The 17,792-nt window shown below is 40.8% G+C and carries 13 protein-coding genes; 3 read left to right on the forward strand and 10 right to left on the reverse strand.

The window, feature by feature from the left end; genetic code table 11:
- Nucleotides 1-19: 19 nt before the first annotated feature.
- Both BMY50_RS14250 and BMY50_RS14255 read right to left on the reverse strand, forming a co-directional pair.
- Entirely contained in the window at nt 20-373 is a 354-nt protein-coding gene (locus BMY50_RS14250) for a hypothetical protein (protein ID WP_139202263.1), read from the reverse strand.
- Between the two features lies 1 nt (nt 374).
- Nucleotides 375-935 (reverse strand): RNA polymerase sigma factor, encoded by a 561-nt coding sequence (locus tag BMY50_RS14255; RefSeq protein WP_093325597.1) that lies wholly within the window; start codon nt 933-935, stop codon nt 375-377.
- A gap of 152 nt (nt 936-1,087) precedes the next feature.
- On the opposite strand from BMY50_RS14255, the gene BMY50_RS14260 reads away from it, so the two are divergent.
- From BMY50_RS14260 to BMY50_RS14270, 3 genes are all read left to right on the forward strand, one after another.
- A complete protein-coding gene (locus BMY50_RS14260) occupies nt 1,088-1,432 on the forward strand; it encodes a hypothetical protein (RefSeq protein WP_202907845.1) in 345 nt (114 codons plus the stop codon).
- A gap of 104 nt (nt 1,433-1,536) precedes the next feature.
- On the forward strand, nt 1,537-3,930 hold the full coding sequence (locus tag BMY50_RS14265) for an outer membrane beta-barrel family protein (RefSeq protein WP_093325600.1): 2,394 nt from the start codon (nt 1,537-1,539) through the stop codon (nt 3,928-3,930).
- Between the two features lie 81 nt (nt 3,931-4,011).
- Nucleotides 4,012-5,514: a glycoside hydrolase family 43 protein gene (locus BMY50_RS14270; RefSeq protein ID WP_093325604.1), complete on the forward strand. Its 1,503-nt coding sequence runs from the start codon at nt 4,012-4,014 to the stop codon at nt 5,512-5,514.
- 47 nt (nt 5,515-5,561) lie between these two features.
- Here the strand turns inward: BMY50_RS14270 and BMY50_RS14275 are convergent, their stop codons facing one another.
- The 8 genes from BMY50_RS14275 to BMY50_RS14310 all read right to left on the reverse strand — a co-directional run bounded on the left by BMY50_RS14275 (nt 5,562) and on the right by BMY50_RS14310 (nt 17,733).
- Nucleotides 5,562-6,086, reverse strand: coding sequence for a molybdopterin-dependent oxidoreductase (locus BMY50_RS14275; RefSeq protein ID WP_202907846.1), 525 nt, complete (start codon nt 6,084-6,086; stop codon nt 5,562-5,564).
- An 8-nt stretch (nt 6,087-6,094) separates the two neighbouring features.
- Nucleotides 6,095-7,201, reverse strand: coding sequence for a cytochrome-c peroxidase (locus tag BMY50_RS14280; protein ID WP_093325608.1), 1,107 nt, complete (start codon nt 7,199-7,201; stop codon nt 6,095-6,097).
- 26 nt (nt 7,202-7,227) lie between these two features.
- Nucleotides 7,228-9,252 carry a TonB-dependent receptor plug domain-containing protein gene (locus tag BMY50_RS14285; RefSeq protein ID WP_202907847.1) on the reverse strand — a complete coding sequence of 675 codons (2,025 nt, stop codon included), beginning with the start codon at nt 9,250-9,252 and terminating at the stop codon, nt 7,228-7,230.
- A gap of 40 nt (nt 9,253-9,292) precedes the next feature.
- Nucleotides 9,293-9,637: a winged helix-turn-helix domain-containing protein gene (locus BMY50_RS14290; RefSeq protein WP_093325612.1), complete on the reverse strand. Its 345-nt coding sequence runs from the start codon at nt 9,635-9,637 to the stop codon at nt 9,293-9,295.
- A gap of 184 nt (nt 9,638-9,821) precedes the next feature.
- Entirely contained in the window at nt 9,822-11,198 is a 1,377-nt protein-coding gene (locus tag BMY50_RS14295; protein WP_093325893.1) for a rhamnogalacturonidase, read from the reverse strand.
- Nucleotides 11,199-11,323: 125 nt separating this feature from the next.
- Nucleotides 11,324-13,189, reverse strand: coding sequence for a RagB/SusD family nutrient uptake outer membrane protein (locus tag BMY50_RS14300; protein WP_162276596.1), 1,866 nt, complete (start codon nt 13,187-13,189; stop codon nt 11,324-11,326).
- A gap of 4 nt (nt 13,190-13,193) precedes the next feature.
- Nucleotides 13,194-16,532, reverse strand: a complete 3,339-nt coding sequence (locus BMY50_RS14305) for a TonB-dependent receptor (RefSeq protein ID WP_093325618.1) — start codon at nt 16,530-16,532, stop codon at nt 13,194-13,196.
- Between the two features lie 151 nt (nt 16,533-16,683).
- Complete coding sequence (locus BMY50_RS14310) at nt 16,684-17,733, reverse strand: FecR family protein (RefSeq protein ID WP_093325622.1); 1,050 nt, start codon at nt 17,731-17,733, stop codon at nt 16,684-16,686.
- Nucleotides 17,734-17,792 lie beyond the last annotated feature (59 nt).

Raw genomic sequence — 17,792 nt, forward strand, 5'->3', positions numbered from 1 at the left:
AGTTATTCAACAGATACGATCAAGTCGTCTCAAAATGCCTATGTACAACTTTTTGATCTATATATTGAATAAGACAAACAACCACCAAAATAAATAGCACAACATATTTCATATCAATTAAAGTGGAAATTAATGGATTCATTAAATTCGGCCGATACAAGAACAAAGCAATTCCTGCCAATGCACCTATACCGATAGCTAATAACAATGCCTTAACGTATATTCCAAACAAGTTGGTTTGGATAAAAACCTTTCGGGTAACAATAGCGGCAAAACCATAAGGTAGACTGATTTCCGGTTCTTTCTTCAATGCCTCAACAAGTACCGCCTCTATTTCCTGATCTGTCATTTCATTTCTATCGGGCTTTCTCATATTATTCATTTTTCAAGTATGCTATCAATTTTTCTTTCAATAATTTTCTCGCTCTGACGAGGTAGCTTTTCACAGTGCCCTCTGGCATTCCGGTAATTTCTTGTATCTCCAGGTAACTGAATTCCTCTAGATGATACAAGGTTAGCACTGTCCGATACGACAAAGGTAACTGGGCTATCAAGTATTGTACATATGCCGAAACATCTTTTTTTATCAATAACTTTGCAGGAGTATCTTCACTAAAATGATAATTATCCAATTCCAAACCATCGGATGTTATCTTATTTATGTTTTCTGCTTTATACTTCTGCAAATGACTAAGTGAGGTAAGATAGGCAATCCGAGCGATCCAAGTACTCAACTTAGATTGAAAGTTAAACGTTCCCAACCCTTTGTAGACCTTAATAAATACCTCTTGACAAACATCCATTACCTCCTCATCCCTTTTGATCAGCTTACAGGTTACGTGAAGCACCAGCCTTTCATATTGTTTCACCAATACTTCGAAAGCGCTGGCATTCCCTTTTAATATTTTAGTAACTAACTCCTCTTCAGGTAACATGGCACATTAGACAATAGTAAAGCATGGAATGTTGCAGTGCTATGAAATTATACCTTAGTTTTAAAAAAAGAATGTTGATTGCAACATTTTGAAACCTCCCCTTGTCTACTAGGCAACTGATTTAATTTAAAAAAAATATAATATTTAAAGATATGGCACATATAGAAAGTATATTAATCTCCATCGCCTTTTTTGTAACTACATTAATGTTGGTTGTTGCGATCCTCAATTTTATTCTCAAAAACAGGTTGATCCAAACAGGGCAGACAGACCCTGAAGTCTTAAAAATGCTAAGCATTTCATTTGACCAAAAGACAGCGACACTCAAATGGGGTACCATTTTGCTACTGGGGGGTATCGGCCTGGTGACCATCCATTATCTTCCTGATGCGAGGGACCTCGAATCGCCGCTACCTTATGGGATAGAGACGATATTCCTTGCTGTGGGGTTTCTCCTGTATTACCTGATGGTAAAAAAGAGTAGCGCAAAAGGTTAATCCTACTTCTTTAAACTAATCTATTTCACAAAAAATTAAAGCTTTCAAGGCTAATGGGAGTGCTATGCCCTGCCGTTTCCTGAATATTAAAACCGCTCCAAAAAATGATTCTTAAACAATACCTGGTCGTGCTGCTTACCGCTTGCAGCATATTGGTTCTAACCCAACGGGTAAAAGCACAATCAACAACTTCCTATTTTTCAGTAAAAGGAAAAATTGTAGATTCCCTTAGCAAGAGAACAACCGGATGGGCAACCATCCTTATTAAAAATCAGATAGATAAGATCATCCGCAGCAACATCAGTGACAGCACTGGCGTTTTTATTTTCAACCACCTACCAAAAGGAGATTATAAGCTAGAGGTAATCAGCCTAGGTTATGGCAATAAAATGATTCCACTAACGCTGCAAGATACACTTATGCGCGATATAGATATCGGGACGTTAAACCTCAACAAAGATGCTAAACAGTTGAAGGAGGTAGCAGTAACCGGATCAAAACCATTGGTTAAACAAGAAATAGACCGATTGGTTTATGATGTGCAGGCAGATCCGGATAGCAAGGGAAGTAATGTGCTGGAAATAATGCGCAAAGTACCTTTTGTGTCGCTCGATGCAGAACAAAACATTCTGTTAAAGAATAATACAAGTTTCAAAATTTTTATCAATGATAAACCTTCGGGGATGTTGGAACATAATGCCAAAGAAGTACTCCGGAGTATGCCTGCCTCCACTATTGAAAAAATACAGGTAATCACCAACCCACCGGCAAAATATGATGCAGAAGGTTTCGCGGGAATCATCAATATCATTACAAGTAAACAATCCGCAAATGGTTATAAAGCAACATTGAACTTGAATGAAAATTTTCCCGCAGGTGGCCCAGGTATAGGCGGTTCATTCAGCTTCAAAGCAAGTAAGCTGATCGTCTCAATTTTTGGTGGAGGTTCCCTTTCAAAAATACCTGCAACGGCTAACGCCTTATTCAGGAATACCACAGACGAAATTCCAACAACACTCCGTCAGCAAGGCAGTCAAAAATCGGATGGCCGAACAGGCTATTTAGGAACAGACCTGAGCTATGAAATCAATAACGTCCAGTTATTATCAGCACAGGTTAATGTAAGTGGCAGAAAAAACAATGAATTTGCCTTTCAACGATCAACGCTTAGCAATACCACTGCGCTGCTACAAGCTTATCAGCTTCAAAACGATTACAACAATCCCAGTAACAATATGGACCTCACACTAAATTATCAGATTGGATCTAGAATTAAAAAAGGAAGAGCTTTTACTTTTTCCTATCGATATGCAAACTATGAAGATGAAAGCAATAATACACTGAAATTCACCAATCAAATCAATTATCCGTATACAGGTTTCTTTCAGGAAAATCTGGCAAATGCTAATGAACATACTTTCCAGACCGATTATATTGATAAATTTAATAAGTGGGGATTGGAGTCAGGAGCGAAAGCCATCATTCGGGATAATGTCAGCCATTATACCTACAGCGCTACCAATAACATAAACAATGATTTTTCACTTTCCCAAGATGTGTTGTCGGCATACACTTCGTTAGCCTATGCCAATAAAAATTGGGGGTTAAAAGGAGGACTTCGAGCCGAACGAACATTTGTTGGCGGTGATGTTTCGCAGGACTACCTGCATATTGTACCTTCAATAGCATTTGGGCTAACGTTAAAAGGAGACAATAATCTGAACGTAGGTTTTTCGCAAAGGCTCAAAAGACCCGGCATAAACAGGTTAAACCCTTTCACTGACCGTAGCAACCCGAATCTCGCATTCAGTGGAAACCCCGAGCTGCGTCCTTCCACAATTAATAATTTAATCCTGGGATATAACCATAATGGGAAGCTTAGCGTAAACATCGGACTGGGCTATTCATTTTTCAGTAACCTCGATTTCAGAATCTACCAGTATGATCCAGCCACCGCTATTACAAAAAGCACCTACACCAACATCGGCAAGGGCAATGCCCTTGTCACCGATGTATACTTGGATTATAAAATAACTAAAGACCTAAACATTAACTTCAATGGCAACTTAACATACTTAAAAGTAAAATCGATGGGTGATATCGTTCCCACAACAGAGGGGCTTTATCATAACTTTACTGTGAGCAGTGGTTATCGCCCATTGCCCACTTGGAGATTGGCGGCAAACCTGAACATAATCGGTAAGATGCCAGCATCCAAATCCTTTCAGTCCATTACCCAACGACAGCTTAATACAAGTTTCAGTAGCAGTCATGCACTTATAAAAGAAAAGCTTGATATTACCTTGACATTGAATAATCCCTTTCAAAAATTCAGAACGATTGATACAGGTACCACAGGATTAGATTTTTACGAGCGAAGCAATAACCAATATTATTTAAGATCCTGTAAATTCAGTTTGAACTATTACTTTGGTAGATTGAAGGATGATGTCAGAAAGACTAAGAGAAGTATTAAAAACGATGATCTCAGTAATTGACGAATAATTCCCAAAAAACCCTTAGCTTTTCAACAAGAGAAAGTATCTTTACGTCCACAAAATAAACTTAACAATAATAAGATGACCATAAAGCACCTACTAGTATATACTTTCTTCTGCTTCCAAATATGGGGAACCCTCATTGCCCAAACACTTCCAGCGAATATCCCGGGTGACTTTGCCGATCCGTCCATTATCCGTAGCGGTGATACTTATTACGCCATTGGTACATCAAGTGAATGGGGACCCCATTTTCCCATTTTTAAATCCACGAATCTAAACGATTGGCAGCAAACAGGCTTTTTATTCGAAGAAGCACCAGGGTGGACAAAGTCATCTTTTTGGGCACCCGAATATTACTACCACAATAATACCTATTACGTGTATTATACCGCCAGAAGAAAAAGCGATGGTGTTTCCTGCATTGGCGTTGCAACCTCCAAATTTCCCAACCATGGATTTAAAGATCATGGCATTTTGATTGAATATGGAAAAGAAGCCATTGACGCCTTCGTCTTTAACGATAACGGACAATTGTATATTACCTGGAAGGCCTACGGATTAGATAAAAGACCGATAGAAATCTTGGGCAGTAAACTTTCAGATGATGGTCTTTCGCTCACTGGAGAACCGTTTAGCTTGCTAAAAGATACACAAGGGGTAGGTATAGAAGGACAAAGTATTTTGAAAAAGGGTCAATACTATTATCTCTTCTATTCAGCAGGAGCATGCTGTGGTATAGCATGTGACTATAATGTTCGGGTAGCACGTGCAAGTGCAATAACCGGACCTTATAAAGACGGTGATAGCAACCCAATACTTACTGATCGCGATGGTTGGAAATGCCCTGGTCATGGTACTTTCGTGCTAGATAAACAGGGGAAAACATTTTATATATACCATGCTTATAATAAAGCGAACAATATATTCACCGGTAGGGAAGCATTACTTGCCGGGTTAACATGGAAGGATGATGGTTGGCCAAAATTTGATAAGCAGATAGCGACGAAAACACCCATTCAACACCTTAACGCCGACTTTTCAAAAGAAAACCCATCCATTTTCTGGCAATGGGATTTTCGGAATATGCAGCCCACATTTAATCAGACCAAAGGAAAACTAACGTTATCAGGAAAATTTGAAAAGCAAAACCAGGCAGGCATTGCACTTACACTGAGGCCCTACACGTCAAATTACGAAATGAGCACGGCCGTGTTGAACACGAATGGCGCCAGCAAAGGATTAATACTTTATGGAGATGTGTCGGCTTCCGTCGGAATTACCGCTCGACAGGATACAGTAGAATTCTGGGTCATAAAAGACGGAAAAAAAACGGTGCTCAATGCACAACAAATGCAAGATGCAAAGCTTCCCGTTTACTTGAAAATGAAAGTACTTCCAGATTTTACCTGTAGCGTATATTGGAAACAATCGGCCACGTGGAATGAGCTTACAACCAATAGTAAGCCGTATTCCATAAACTTCCTCCCCCAATGGGACCGCAGTCCACGACCGGGCTTGAACTTTTATGGTAGTGAAAACACAACTGCTAGCTTTGGCTTCTTCGATATGAAATATTTATAGATCGTACTTTGCGAGCCACTTTACCTTTACTCATGAATCGAAGTCATCTAGTCTTTCGCAGATCCTATGATAAGTGCAGTAACCTCAAAGCTGCTTCGTGCCGGAACTTTTTCTCCCGGCACGACCAAACGGAAAGGACCCCGACCATCTGAAATCGACTTGCCATCCACCCTATCCGCTAGTATCACCACCTTATCAGTGAACGACTCATCCAATTCTGCTAATGAAAACAATACCTGATAACCATCTCCACATTTTACAAGCAAATATTTACTTAGGTTTTCTCCCCTCAGCTGGCCATGCAAGGTCACGCCTGCGGAGTCTAATATGTTGGTAATCGGCACCCCTTCATAAACGTGAGATACCCCGCCCCGATCGTTGAGCGTAGCCTTTACCCGTTTCATTTTAAGTAGATCCGTTGTATCTAAAGTAAGATGCCGCTGTACCTCGCCCTTGACGATTACAGAAGGTTCTACCTGCGCAACAGCGATGCTTATTGTCAAAAAAAGCGGTATTATCAAAAAGATATTTCTTATTATCCGCTGATTAAAATTGTCATAAATATGGATCATCGTATTAATTATTTAAAAGGGTCTGAAAAAGCCGGGTTATTAACAAAACTGCTGTCTGTCAAAAGGTGCAAAAAATTGACGATATCTTCTTTCTCCTGTCGTGTAAATTGAAAGCCTATTTTATTCGAATTTTCCATAGCTTCCCGCAAAAAAGGACTCAGTGTAGCACTTTCCCTGATATGGTCGCTATAATGGTCAATCACTTCCTCGAGGGTTTTAAATCTTCCATCGTGCATATAGGGAGCTGTCAAAGCAATATTCCGAAGCGTAACCACCCTGAATCTTCCATTGTCGGCGGCCAATCCCGTAAAAATTGCTCTTCCCAAATCTTGAGAGCTGCTATCTAAACCATTATTGTGAAAAAGCTCCGAAAACGTTTTTGGCCCTCCATGGCAATGCCCGCAGGTTCTTCGCCTCATTAAGGGTTCTTGTTCCTTATCATTACCAAAAAACAAATCGATCCCCCGTAATTCAGACGCTGCAGGCTGATACTTTCCCTGTAAATATTGATCATACTTTGAATCTGCGGATATCAAGGTCCGCTCAAATTGCGCCAATGCATACGTGATATATGCTCCAGTAATTTTATCCGTACCAAATGCCTCCTTAAACCTTGGGGGATATTTCGTAAGAGACTGAAGTTTCCGTGCTGAGACATCTAGCTGTTGCCCCATTTCATGCGGATCTGTAAGAGGCACCAAAGACTGATTCTCCAACCCCTTTGATCGCCCGTCCCAAAAAAAATTATCCACCCATAGTAAATTAACCAACGCCATTGCGTTGCGGCTTGTCAGTTTACCATTCGTTCCCTCACTGAATCTTTTTCCATCTGTAAATGCACGGTCTTGCTGATGGCAGCTACCACAAGAAATATTACCATTTGCGGAAAGCGCTTTCTCATAAAACAACATTTTTCCCAACGCTATTCCCTGCTTCGTTAGCGGATTTTTTGGATTCTCATAGGTTCTGTTTCCAAAATAAGCGGGATAATTAAGCTTTACAGGCTCATTCGGTGGTTCGACATTATGAAAGGCACTCTGCATGAGCAACAAAAAGATAATGAGCGTGGCAAACACGTACACCTTACCTCCTTGTATTTTTTTAGTCTTGCTCATTTAACTTCAGCAATAGGATATTTTTATCAATACCTGAACACAATATTTGCAAAATAATTTCTTCCAGCTTCCGGATATCCTTCCGTCAACGCATAATTTTTATCTGTGAGATTATTGATCCCAGCTTCTAGACTTACCTTCTGCCACACAGGTACCGAAGCGCCTAGGTTGAACAAAGTAAAGCCTCCCGTTTTTGCTCCATAGCTTGTACTATATCGTTCACTATTATATTCTACATTTCCCTGCAAAGACAAATTGCGTGTGAAACTATATTGTGCATAGCCAAAAATCTTATGCGTAGGAACGTTAATAAAATATATTTCGGGGTTCGTTTTATTTTCCATTTTAATATAAGTGTAGTTAGCGCCGATACGCCATGCATTCAGGTCATAGTTAGCGCCTAACTCAACACCCTTATAACGAGAAGCGCCGGCATTCTGCAATTGATTAAGCCATGTTTCCGTTTCAGGATCGTACTGCACATTGTTAATATTGAGTATGGTATTATGGATATCACTATAGAACACAGCCGCATTTACCTGAACAGCATCCAAGAAACTTCCATTATACGCTATTTCATAGTTAACAGTATATTCTGCATTAAGATCAGGATTCGGTATAGCCGTGCCCATACGGTATGAATAGCGATCTTTGGTGGTTGCCAACCTTGTTTTTCTGGCTATCGACAAATTGAGTGCTTGTTTGTTGCTCAACTGATAAATCAATCCCCCCTGCACGTTATAGGCATTATTTGCATTAGAAGGATAATCTATTATTTCATCGGTACGGCTTAAGTAGTTCTGCGCTTCTATGCTCGCACGATGATTATAGCTAAAACCCGTAAGCAACTGAAGTGCGGTAGTCACATGAAAAGTGTTTTCCAATCCAAGTGTTAGTGTATGGTCTGACATGGTGCGCTGAGGTTCTCCTTCATTATGTTCGCGGTGTACATCTCGTTTGTACTGTACGGTTGCTTTTATAAGCTCCCTATCCGCCCATAAACTTTTTCCATACTCCGTTATACCACCCAAGGTATAGTCATTATAAAGACTTTTAAATGCATAAGGTCTGGTGATGCTGGTATAGCTACCGTCATCATAAGAGTTTAGTTGATTCTTAAATATGTCATAATAGAACCTTGTTTTTATATATTGCGTGCTATCGATCACATTATTGGAAATAAAATATAAACTCTGCTTATCCCAATAGGGCCACTGCCAGTAGCGAGGCTGGCGGAGTAAATTATTCATAGGATCGCTGCCTGCATAAACCGGCGAACCCTTTTCGCCTCGCTGATAGCTATAACTTAATGCATACTCTGATTGATTATTAGGAGTATAGCCCACTTTTATGGCATATTTATCATCTCTACTATATGAATTTCCACGTGCGCCTCCGTCTTCCGTAGCAAGGGGCACAAAGCTGGACGACAGTGGAAAAAAATTCTTCTTTAGGCGTGAGAGGCTTCCCTGTAAATAAAACTTTCCTAAATTACTCCCAATGTTCAAATTACTACGATAGCCACCAGACAACCAACCGGCAGCCGCATCCAGCTCGAAGTTTCTTACCGGTTTTCTTGTAATCAAATTGATGGCCCCACCCATAGCGTTAGGCCCATATAGAACGGATGTGTAGCCTTTTGAAATACTGATCTCTGCTAAATCAAAGGTCGTGAAACGACCTAGGTCAGCATAACCATCGTATGGCACATATACCGGCACACCATCTATCAGTAACGGTACCTGCCGAAGATCAAAACCACGTAGGTAAATCATGGCCTCATTACGGGGTCCAACATTTGACAACGTTATTCCAGGCAATACATTCAATGCACGTGACACATCCGTTTTTGCAAAGGTTTCGATGTCAGTTTTACTAAGTGTTGATTCCATTGCTCTTTCTCGTTCAGCAGTTACCACCACTTCGCCTAACTTGAAGACATTGTTATTGGTAGTGTCTCTTTTGAAGGGACTAGAAAGATCTTGTCCGTAGGACAATTGAATTAATAGAAAACTGAGGATAATCAGTATGTTTAGTCTCACTATGCACATGCGTTATATATTTAAAAAAATAACGATAGATAAAAAAATATTAAATGTCTATAAAACCTTCTTCTCTTTCCAGAAATCCCTGCAGTCTTTCTTGCAAGTGCTGATAATTTCTAATCATCTCCTTTGCCTTGTCTGAAATATGGGAGCCCCCACCATGCTCTCCCCCCGTATTACTCAGCACGAATTGATGCCCTGTCACATCATTTAAGCGACTTACTATTTCCCAAGCTTTTTTGTAAGACATGTTCATTTTCTTCGCTGCCTGACTAATGGAGCCCGTCTCTTCAATGAGTTCAAGCAACGTGCACGGACCAGGGCCGAAACATTTGATGCCGTTTATTTCTATCCAAAGTTTACTCTTTAGCTTCACCGTGGATTTTTTCATAAAATGTTAAATTAGGTTTGTCCAAATTCAATGTTAGCACAGCATCTACATTTGCAATAAAAATAAACAAAATTTAGAGGCATTTTTGCTGTTTCCCACATTTATTTTTGTCTGTAAATAATTTTCCGCTCATTTTTATTCAGACAATGCTCTTGAACCGCAAGCGATGCTTTTTAGATATACCCTATTTAATTACTTTGTCATTAACTTTCACATTTATCAAAGAAAAGTCTTCAATAAGGTCTTTATTGTAATCTGCCTTATCGGCTTTTATATCCAGGTTTTCAAAGATAAATTTTGACAGCCGATCATGCTCACTGGTATTGATATCAAAAAACACCCCACATTTCAAGTTAATATTTCGCAAGGTGACGTTTTCTGAGTACGATAGGGGCACATCTTTCCTACCCGCTAAATCAAAAAACTGTTTCCATGGTTTCACGTAGATTAAACTATAGGCGTTGCCACTTATATTTTCGACCGTCACAAACTCATATTTTTGCGGTGTATCTGGCCTCATTTTTAACCATAAAACTCTTTTAGCATCGTTAATTAGACAATTCCGCATGATGATGTTTTTATTATGTATAGCCTCGCTCCCACATGTCAACGCAGAATGGCAAAAACCAAATTCACAATCTTCTATAATAATATTGGTATTGCTGCCATTCCCGGCAACGGTATCCGCCCAAGGGCCCTTCCCCCCTTTCAGCGCAATCGCATCATCATTTACAGACAAATAACAACCTTTAATCAACACGTTGTTACATACGTCAAGATCAATAGCATCAGTACTCGGGGCCTTTATAGGTTCATGAGGAGACGTGAAGCGTACATTAAGGATTTTCACATTGTTGCACTGATAGTAATGGCTTGTCCAAAAACCAGCATTCTGAAGCCGTACATCTTGTATCTGGACATTATCACAATTCCAGATAAACACAAGCCTTGGCCTTGACACCTCTAAATTTGTACAATTGGGATCTTCCTCCCTTCTTTGCCAGAAGGCTTTCCAGTAGCTTAAACCATTTCCATCAACAATGCCATTGCCCGATATAGTGAATCCATCTACACCATATGCATTTACTAATGCAGCAAAATACGGTAAGCTTTGCCCCTCCATTCTGGAAGGCATCTTCGGGTAATCTGCAATATTAGCAGACCCCTTTAAAACAGCATTTTCAGCAACATATAAATGCGTTTTGGGCTTAAAAAACAAGGCCCCGCTCATAAATGTTCCTTCAGGTATAATGATTACGCCGCCGCCATTTGCGGCGGCGTAATCTATTGTCTTTTGGATAGCCTTGGTCTGCACCACTGTACTATCTTGCATTGCTCCGAAATCGGTGATCGTATAGGATTTACCAAGCAATTTCAATTCAACCTTCGCCGTATCAGAGAACCATTTCGGAATAGCCGTTCCATCAGGAAAAAGATCATGTTGATTTTTCTGTGAAAGTGCCTGTAAAGAAAAGGCTACCAGAAATACCATCAACAGTAAGGCATTTTTTAGTTGGCTACATCTTTCATCTACTTGGTTCTGTCGACTGGCGATCTTCATTTGCTTGCGTTTATAAATTTGTAAAAGGTCTATATATGCTATTTTTCTTTTTGACCCCGCTAAGAAAGCAAATGTTAACGCAACCTGCAAATAAATGGTAGAACTTAAAGCTACTATAGACACATTTAATATCCATTGTTGCCAAATTCTGTTGCATTAGAAATGGCGTCCAAGAACGATTGCGGAATAGGCCTTACCGTATGTTTAGCCTCATCAAAGTATGTCGCAGCAATCGGGTTGGTCTGTTCCAGGTAGCTTTTTGTCAATCGCCCCGTCCGCTTCAGATCCAACCACCTCACGTGCTCGCCCGTAAGTTCCCTCGCCCTTTCCATCAAGATAAAATCGATGTTCATATCAGCCGACGAAACAAGCATTTCACTTTCCCTGCTACTCAATGCAGCTCGTCGTCTAAGCGTATTAACGTAGCCTGCAGCCTTCGCTTGATCATTATTGTAAAGAATAGCTGCCTCAGCCGCCACCAGATAAATTTCCCCCAAGCGAATAATAGGAACGTCGCCCAACCAATATTGATTACTTTGCGAGTAAAGAGAAGCGGAGAATTTTTTCATCGCAGGAAACATATTGATAAGATTAGGCTCATTAGGATATTGTGCCGGATCTTTGTAGCGGTTTGTTGATGGTTCAAATATATCACTCGGATCTACTACCAACATAGGCGCTTTACTTTTCACCTCCTTGCTGATCACCCAATTAGGCGTAAACACCGCCAAGCCTTCTTCATTGTTCATGTTAATCTGCTCCTCAAGCGTTTGTTGATAGTAATTAACGGCCTGTGCAGCCTGCGCTTCTGTACCCTTGATCAGATGATCCACTACCGATGCATCTTTTTGATAGGCAGTAGCCATCGCTTGCGTAATCATCTTATCTGTAGCCGCATAGAACTTATAGGTAAAGGTTTCGGCAAACCTGGTATCCGCGGGGTTTTCTACCGGCTCGAATACATTAGTAAGCAAATATTTGCTCGGTTTTAATAGCAGGCTATTCGCTCTTCCATACAAAATACTTCTAGATCCAGTACCCCATTCAGCCCCTCTCGTAGCCAGATCCGGCAAATAATATTGCCTTGTACGCCCTCTGTTCCACCAGTCGGGATTTAACCCCCCAATATGATCAACAGCTTGTGTAAAAAGAAACTCCGTATTGTTTTTGTTATTTTCACCCAGCCAGACCTTCGCGAAACCAGATCTACTATCATCACTTAAGTATAATGAAGCATTGTAGTTTGCCGCATTATTAATAAGTTCTTCGGCCGTTTCCAAGGCCAACCTAGCATATTCCTCGCTATCCCCCAAACGCGTTCTTTGTAAATACACGTCGGCCAGTAAGCCATAAGCCGCTTTTTTTGTGACCTGCCCACGTAGGTCTTGTTTAACAGGAAGATGATCGCAAGCATATTTTAAGTCGGCGATAATTAAGTCGTAAAATTCCTCTTCCGAGCTTCGTTGAGGCGCACCATTCATATCGTCGACAGGTATAGAAGTCGTTCTCAGCACCACTCCACCAAACTGCTCAACCAAGATAAAATTACTGAAAGCCCTTAAAAAATAAGCTTCGGCAACTTTGCTGTCCAACTCCTCTTGCGAGCTGTACCCTTTCACCTCCTTCGCATAATGCATCACCATATTACAAAGGTTGATAGTTGAATAGGCGGTACCCCATATCACCTTTACATTTCCATCGTCAGGGTTTAGCTGACTAGCATATTGTGCAAAGCCAACCCCATTATTGTTAACATTTTGCCAGGAGTCTGTGCCCGCCTCCGTTGGGGCGATGTAATCTACCTTTCCATGTAAGAAATAGAGGTCCTGATAGCAGCTATTAATGAGCCCTTCGAAGCCCGCCCTTTCACCATACGATTTCTCCAGCGAAACGGTAGTGAGATTTTCTTCGTCCAAGGTGCACGATTGCAAGGATGCAATCGAAAAAAACACTGCACATATATATAGATTTACCTTTGATGTCTTCTTCATAATATTATAATGATAGGTTAATACCAAAAACGATTTGTTTATATAAAGGGAAAGAATCTGCTCCTCCATTCTCCGGATCCACATTTTTCAGCAGGTGGCTACGGGTAAAAATAAAGGGATTATAAGCCGTTCCATATATCCGTAAATTACCGACACCTAGTTTCCTGCCAATTTTTTCGGGTAGCGTATAACCCAGTGTGATATTCTTAATTTTCAGATAAGATCCATCTACTAGTTGAAGGGCCGACTCAAACTGCGTATTAAAGCTACCTCCAGGTCTTGGAAAATCATTGGTAGCATTTTCGGGCATCCAGTAACTATATGTTGAGGGCTGTGCCTCCCGGTTCCAGTAGCCCAGCACCTGTGCACGCATCATATGGCCATAACGGCCGCTCACAAAAACAGTCAGATCAATATTTTTATACCGCAATGTATTCTGGACACCAAAGAAGAAATCAGGCACAACACTTCCTACAATCATACGATCTTTAGTAGAATAAGGATGTACACCGTTATCGGAAACCCCATCTACAAATTGTTCAACAGTTTGGAGTTTCAGGTCGCCCGGTGCAGCACCATATTGAGCCGCCTCTGCCTCCTCTCCCAGTTGCCAAATACCAATTTTCTTATAATCATAAAATACCCCTTCTGCGGCGGGTGTTTCCCCGATGAACAAGCCTTCAGATATCAGGTCTTCAACGGATAAGTTACCCAAATCAATATTTGTTAATTTCTCGCTCGCTGAAGTAAATGTCAGCGCAGTAGTCCATTGAAAATTATTCTTTACAATATTTCTAGCGTTTACAGTGAATTCAAATCCTTTATTTTTAGACGTTGCAATGTTAGATGTTTTTTTATAAGGCGTTTTAGCATCGTAGCCACCAAAACTTGTTGGTATACGGCGGTCCCACAATATGCCCGTTGTTTTTGTATGGTAATATTCCGTACTAATGTCTAATCGGTTGTCCAATATTGAGATATCCAAACCAATATTCGCGTTAGCAGATCGCTCCCAGGTTAACGCTGCATTTGCTATATTTTCTGTGGGTGTGTATACGGGAAGCGGCGTGGTGCCCCCTAAAGATAGATTACCTGTTCTGGTTGCCGTTCGCGTCAAGCTCACGTAGGGATCAATATTTGCCTGACCCGAAACACCATACCCGCCCCTCAGTTTCAAACTGTTCAACCAAGTTTTTGTGTTGCTCATAAATGCTTCGTCACTTATGCGCCAAGCGAGCGAAGCAGAAGGGAAGGACGACCATTTGTTTCCCTCTGCCAATTGAGACACGCCATCCCAACGATTGGTAAGCTGCAATAAATATTTACCTTTAAAACTATAGTTTAACCGACCAGCAAAGGATAATCTTTTTGTTTGTCGGTAGGTATTGCTCCGGGCTGTCAGATTTTGCAGTGCACCCATATTATAAAAAAGAAACTCATCATAATCCAAGCCATTGCCCGCTAGTGAGTTTTCTTCAAACCTATTATCTGCCCAAGAAGATATACCCGTTACCGTAAATTCATGATCATCAACTAGGTTAAAATGATAGTTTATAATATTTTCCCAGATATAGTTGTAGTTAAAATTGGTGGTATAAGCTGCTTCGCTCGCTGTTCTCCCTTCCGAAAGTAAATTGTAGGAATTTCTGTTCTGGAAGTTGCCCAATCTACCGTTAGAAAGCTGCGCCCCAAAGTTCGAACGCAGGCTCAAGTTCTCTATCGGACTGAACTCTACATAGGGGTTAAACTGTAAATTAAAGCTTCTACTCTGATCGGCAAAAGCGCCCGGATAATTATTGGCCAGAATACTCACATTGTTTGCATCACCTTCCAGCGGGAATAAGTTTACCACCCCCTGTTCATCATAGGGTGTACCCAAAGGATAGATACTATAAGCTTTATTTACGCGGCTATTTGTTGAATTACTTTTACGATAATTCAAGATCGATTGAAACCCCGCTTTAAATACCTTGCTAAACTTAAGGTCTACCCCACCCCGTGCATTATAAATGTCTGTATTATCGTTTTCATAAATACCTTTTTCTCCAATATATCCCATAGACAGATAAGCCTGTGTTTTTTCAGAGCCACCCCTTATCGCAAAATGATGATTTTGTTGGATACCATTCCGCATGGTTTCATCTACCCAATCCACCCACTTCCCCTGATCAATAGCGGCTATGGCAGCTGTATTTAGCCCCAGATCAGTCAGATCAGTAGCCTCATAACCATTATCTAAAAAAAAGCGGTCGCGTTTGTAATCGAGCCATGCATCGCCCGTTAAGGGCTTCGGAAAAGAAGCAAAACCATTTATACCATAATAAGAATTGAAATCCAGCTGTACCCTTCCTTCTTTCGCCTTCTTCGTCGTGATGATAATCACCCCGTTAGCGCCGGCAGATCCATAGATAGCTGTGGACGAAGCATCTTTTAACACATCAATAGACTCGATATCGTTCGGATTGAGGTTATTGATACTAGAAGGGATACCATCCACAATATAAAGCGGATCTTGGCTGGCCGTTAGTGATCTGTTTCCTCTTAAAAGCACCGCAGGCGAAGTTCCTGCCTTACCCGAACCTCTTTGTATATCTAGGCCCGAAACCCTTCCCTGTAAAGCTTCCATCGGGCTGCTCACGGGGCTCAGTGTTATATCTTCCGCCTTCACCGAGGAAACAGCACCCGTTAGGTCCCGTTTTTTAACCGTACCATAGCCCACTACCACCACCTCGTCGAGCGAAGAGGTTGATTCTTCTAAGGTCACTTCAACATAGGTTTTACCTTCAGCGCTCATTTCTTTCTCAGCAAATCCCGTATAACTCACAGTGAGCGTTTCATTTCCTCTGCTAAGCTTTAAACGAAAAGCACCGTCAACATCGGTAACCGTCCCCGCATTACCACCTTTTACTTTTATCGTTACCCCAACCAAGGGCGCTCCCTTTTCGTCGGTAACTTTCCCCGTAATTGTTCTTTCCTGTGTGCGTTGGTTTGCCGTAATGACAACCATATCATCAATCACCTCAAAAGACAGCGGCTGGTCTTTTAGTACTTGTCTCATCAAGAGGTTGATGTCAGCATTTTCCACCTGTACATTCACTTTTTTTAACAGGTTGACCTGATCCTGTCTGTAAAAGATACTGTACTTGCTTTGCTTTTCTATCTTCTGGAAGACGTCCCTTACCGCGACATTACCTTCCGTAAGCGTGAACTTATTCTGCGAGTACACAGAAGCATGTACTTGCACCAGGCCCGCAAACAACAAAGTAGTAATAAGTTTCATAGCCATGAGCGCTTTATGCCAATAAGAATTGGCAAATAGAGGTTTTCTATTTAAAAAAATCATAATTTTGGTTTACTAGTTAATACTGATGCTTCCCCAAGCGTGTAGGGTATTAGCTATACGTAAGGCCGGGATGTTGCAAGCTTCCCGGCACTTTTATTTCGATGATAAATTGATTTATTTAGCTATTTCATTTGTTTTTCGATTAGGTTTGTTAATAGGGTTCTTTTTTAATAAAAATGTCTTTTTCGGTGATTTGATAGGTTATTGGTGTCGTCTTTTTTATAATGGCCAGTATTTCATCTATTCCCTTCGGATTTTTAAACATTCCTGTATAGTGGTAAGCCGCCAGTTCTTCATTATCCAGGTGAATTTTCACATTGAACTTTCTGCCCAGTATTCTGCAAATATCATCAAAACTGGTATCGTCAAAAGCGACAATATTATTCATCCATCCATTATATACCTTTTGTTTATCGGTCGTTACATCCATCAGTTGCACCGGACTTAGTCTTTCAACCAATTTCCCTTTTTTCGGTGCCCTGTCCACCACAGCATCCCCCACATGTTTAATTCGCAGCACTTGGTTAGCCGCAACAAACACTTTCTTATTTCCATCTTCGTTTCCGGGTAGCCTCCCCTCTACAGAAATCTTTCCCTCCAATACCACAGATTCGAAAACCTTATCTTCCGCATAAGCCTTTACCGTAAACACCGTTCCGATATCACGTACGGTAAAACCACCAGCTTTAACAATAAAAGGGATATCATTTTTACTTTCTACGATATCAAAACGTGCCTCGCCATTCAGTACTACGCTCCGTTCTGCACGACCAAACTCCTTGTTATAAGCAAGCCTGCTGCCTGCATTAATAAAAACGAGTGTACCATCTGGGAGTTTAATTTCTTTTGTCTGCCCCTTAGCTACCACCACCTCATGCCACTGCGATTTGTTTCTAAGTAGGAAAAAAGTTAAGCCTACACTAATAATTAACAGTGTGCTTGCCGCATAAAGAAGCAGCTGGCGATTTCTTCTACAGCTACCAACTGCATTATTTTCTGTCATAAAGCGCCTATATGCTTTTTCTGTATCAATACATTTGTGATAAGTTGCAAGCCCTCTATGCCATTTTTCATAAAGCTGGATATATGCTAATTCATGTTCCTCACTGGCCGCAATCCATTCTTTGGCCATGGCAATTTCTTTTGCCGAGGCTTTGCCCGCGATATAACGAATTAATATATTCCTGCTCTTTTCTTCCATGCTTTAATCACCTATAAACAACTAGCAGAAGCGAAACCCCCAAACGGACAGAAAAAAAA

Origin of the sequence: Olivibacter domesticus (genome assembly GCF_900109575.1) — a bacterium.
Lineage (GTDB): Bacteria > Bacteroidota > Bacteroidia > Sphingobacteriales > Sphingobacteriaceae > Olivibacter > Olivibacter domesticus.

What these genes read in the sequence shown, in the direction of transcription:
- BMY50_RS14250 (WP_139202263.1), bottom strand. Translation starts at nt 373, where the DNA reads ATGAGAAAGCCCGATAGAAATGAAATGACAGATCAGGAAATAGAGGCG.
- BMY50_RS14255 (WP_093325597.1), bottom strand. Translation starts at nt 935, where the DNA reads ATGTTACCTGAAGAGGAGTTAGTTACTAAAATATTAAAAGGGAATGCC.
- BMY50_RS14260 (WP_202907845.1), top strand. Translation starts at nt 1,088, where the DNA reads ATGGCACATATAGAAAGTATATTAATCTCCATCGCCTTTTTTGTAACT.
- BMY50_RS14265 (WP_093325600.1), top strand. Translation starts at nt 1,537, where the DNA reads ATGATTCTTAAACAATACCTGGTCGTGCTGCTTACCGCTTGCAGCATA.
- BMY50_RS14270 (WP_093325604.1), top strand. Translation starts at nt 4,012, where the DNA reads ATGACCATAAAGCACCTACTAGTATATACTTTCTTCTGCTTCCAAATA.
- BMY50_RS14275 (WP_202907846.1), bottom strand. Translation starts at nt 6,086, where the DNA reads ATGATCCATATTTATGACAATTTTAATCAGCGGATAATAAGAAATATC.
- BMY50_RS14280 (WP_093325608.1), bottom strand. Translation starts at nt 7,201, where the DNA reads ATGAGCAAGACTAAAAAAATACAAGGAGGTAAGGTGTACGTGTTTGCC.
- BMY50_RS14285 (WP_202907847.1), bottom strand. Translation starts at nt 9,252, where the DNA reads ATGTGCATAGTGAGACTAAACATACTGATTATCCTCAGTTTTCTATTA.
- BMY50_RS14290 (WP_093325612.1), bottom strand. Translation starts at nt 9,637, where the DNA reads ATGAAAAAATCCACGGTGAAGCTAAAGAGTAAACTTTGGATAGAAATA.
- BMY50_RS14295 (WP_093325893.1), bottom strand. Translation starts at nt 11,198, where the DNA reads ATGAAGATCGCCAGTCGACAGAACCAAGTAGATGAAAGATGTAGCCAA.
- BMY50_RS14300 (WP_162276596.1), bottom strand. Translation starts at nt 13,189, where the DNA reads ATGAAGAAGACATCAAAGGTAAATCTATATATATGTGCAGTGTTTTTT.
- BMY50_RS14305 (WP_093325618.1), bottom strand. Translation starts at nt 16,532, where the DNA reads ATGATTTTTTTAAATAGAAAACCTCTATTTGCCAATTCTTATTGGCAT.
- BMY50_RS14310 (WP_093325622.1), bottom strand. Translation starts at nt 17,733, where the DNA reads ATGGAAGAAAAGAGCAGGAATATATTAATTCGTTATATCGCGGGCAAA.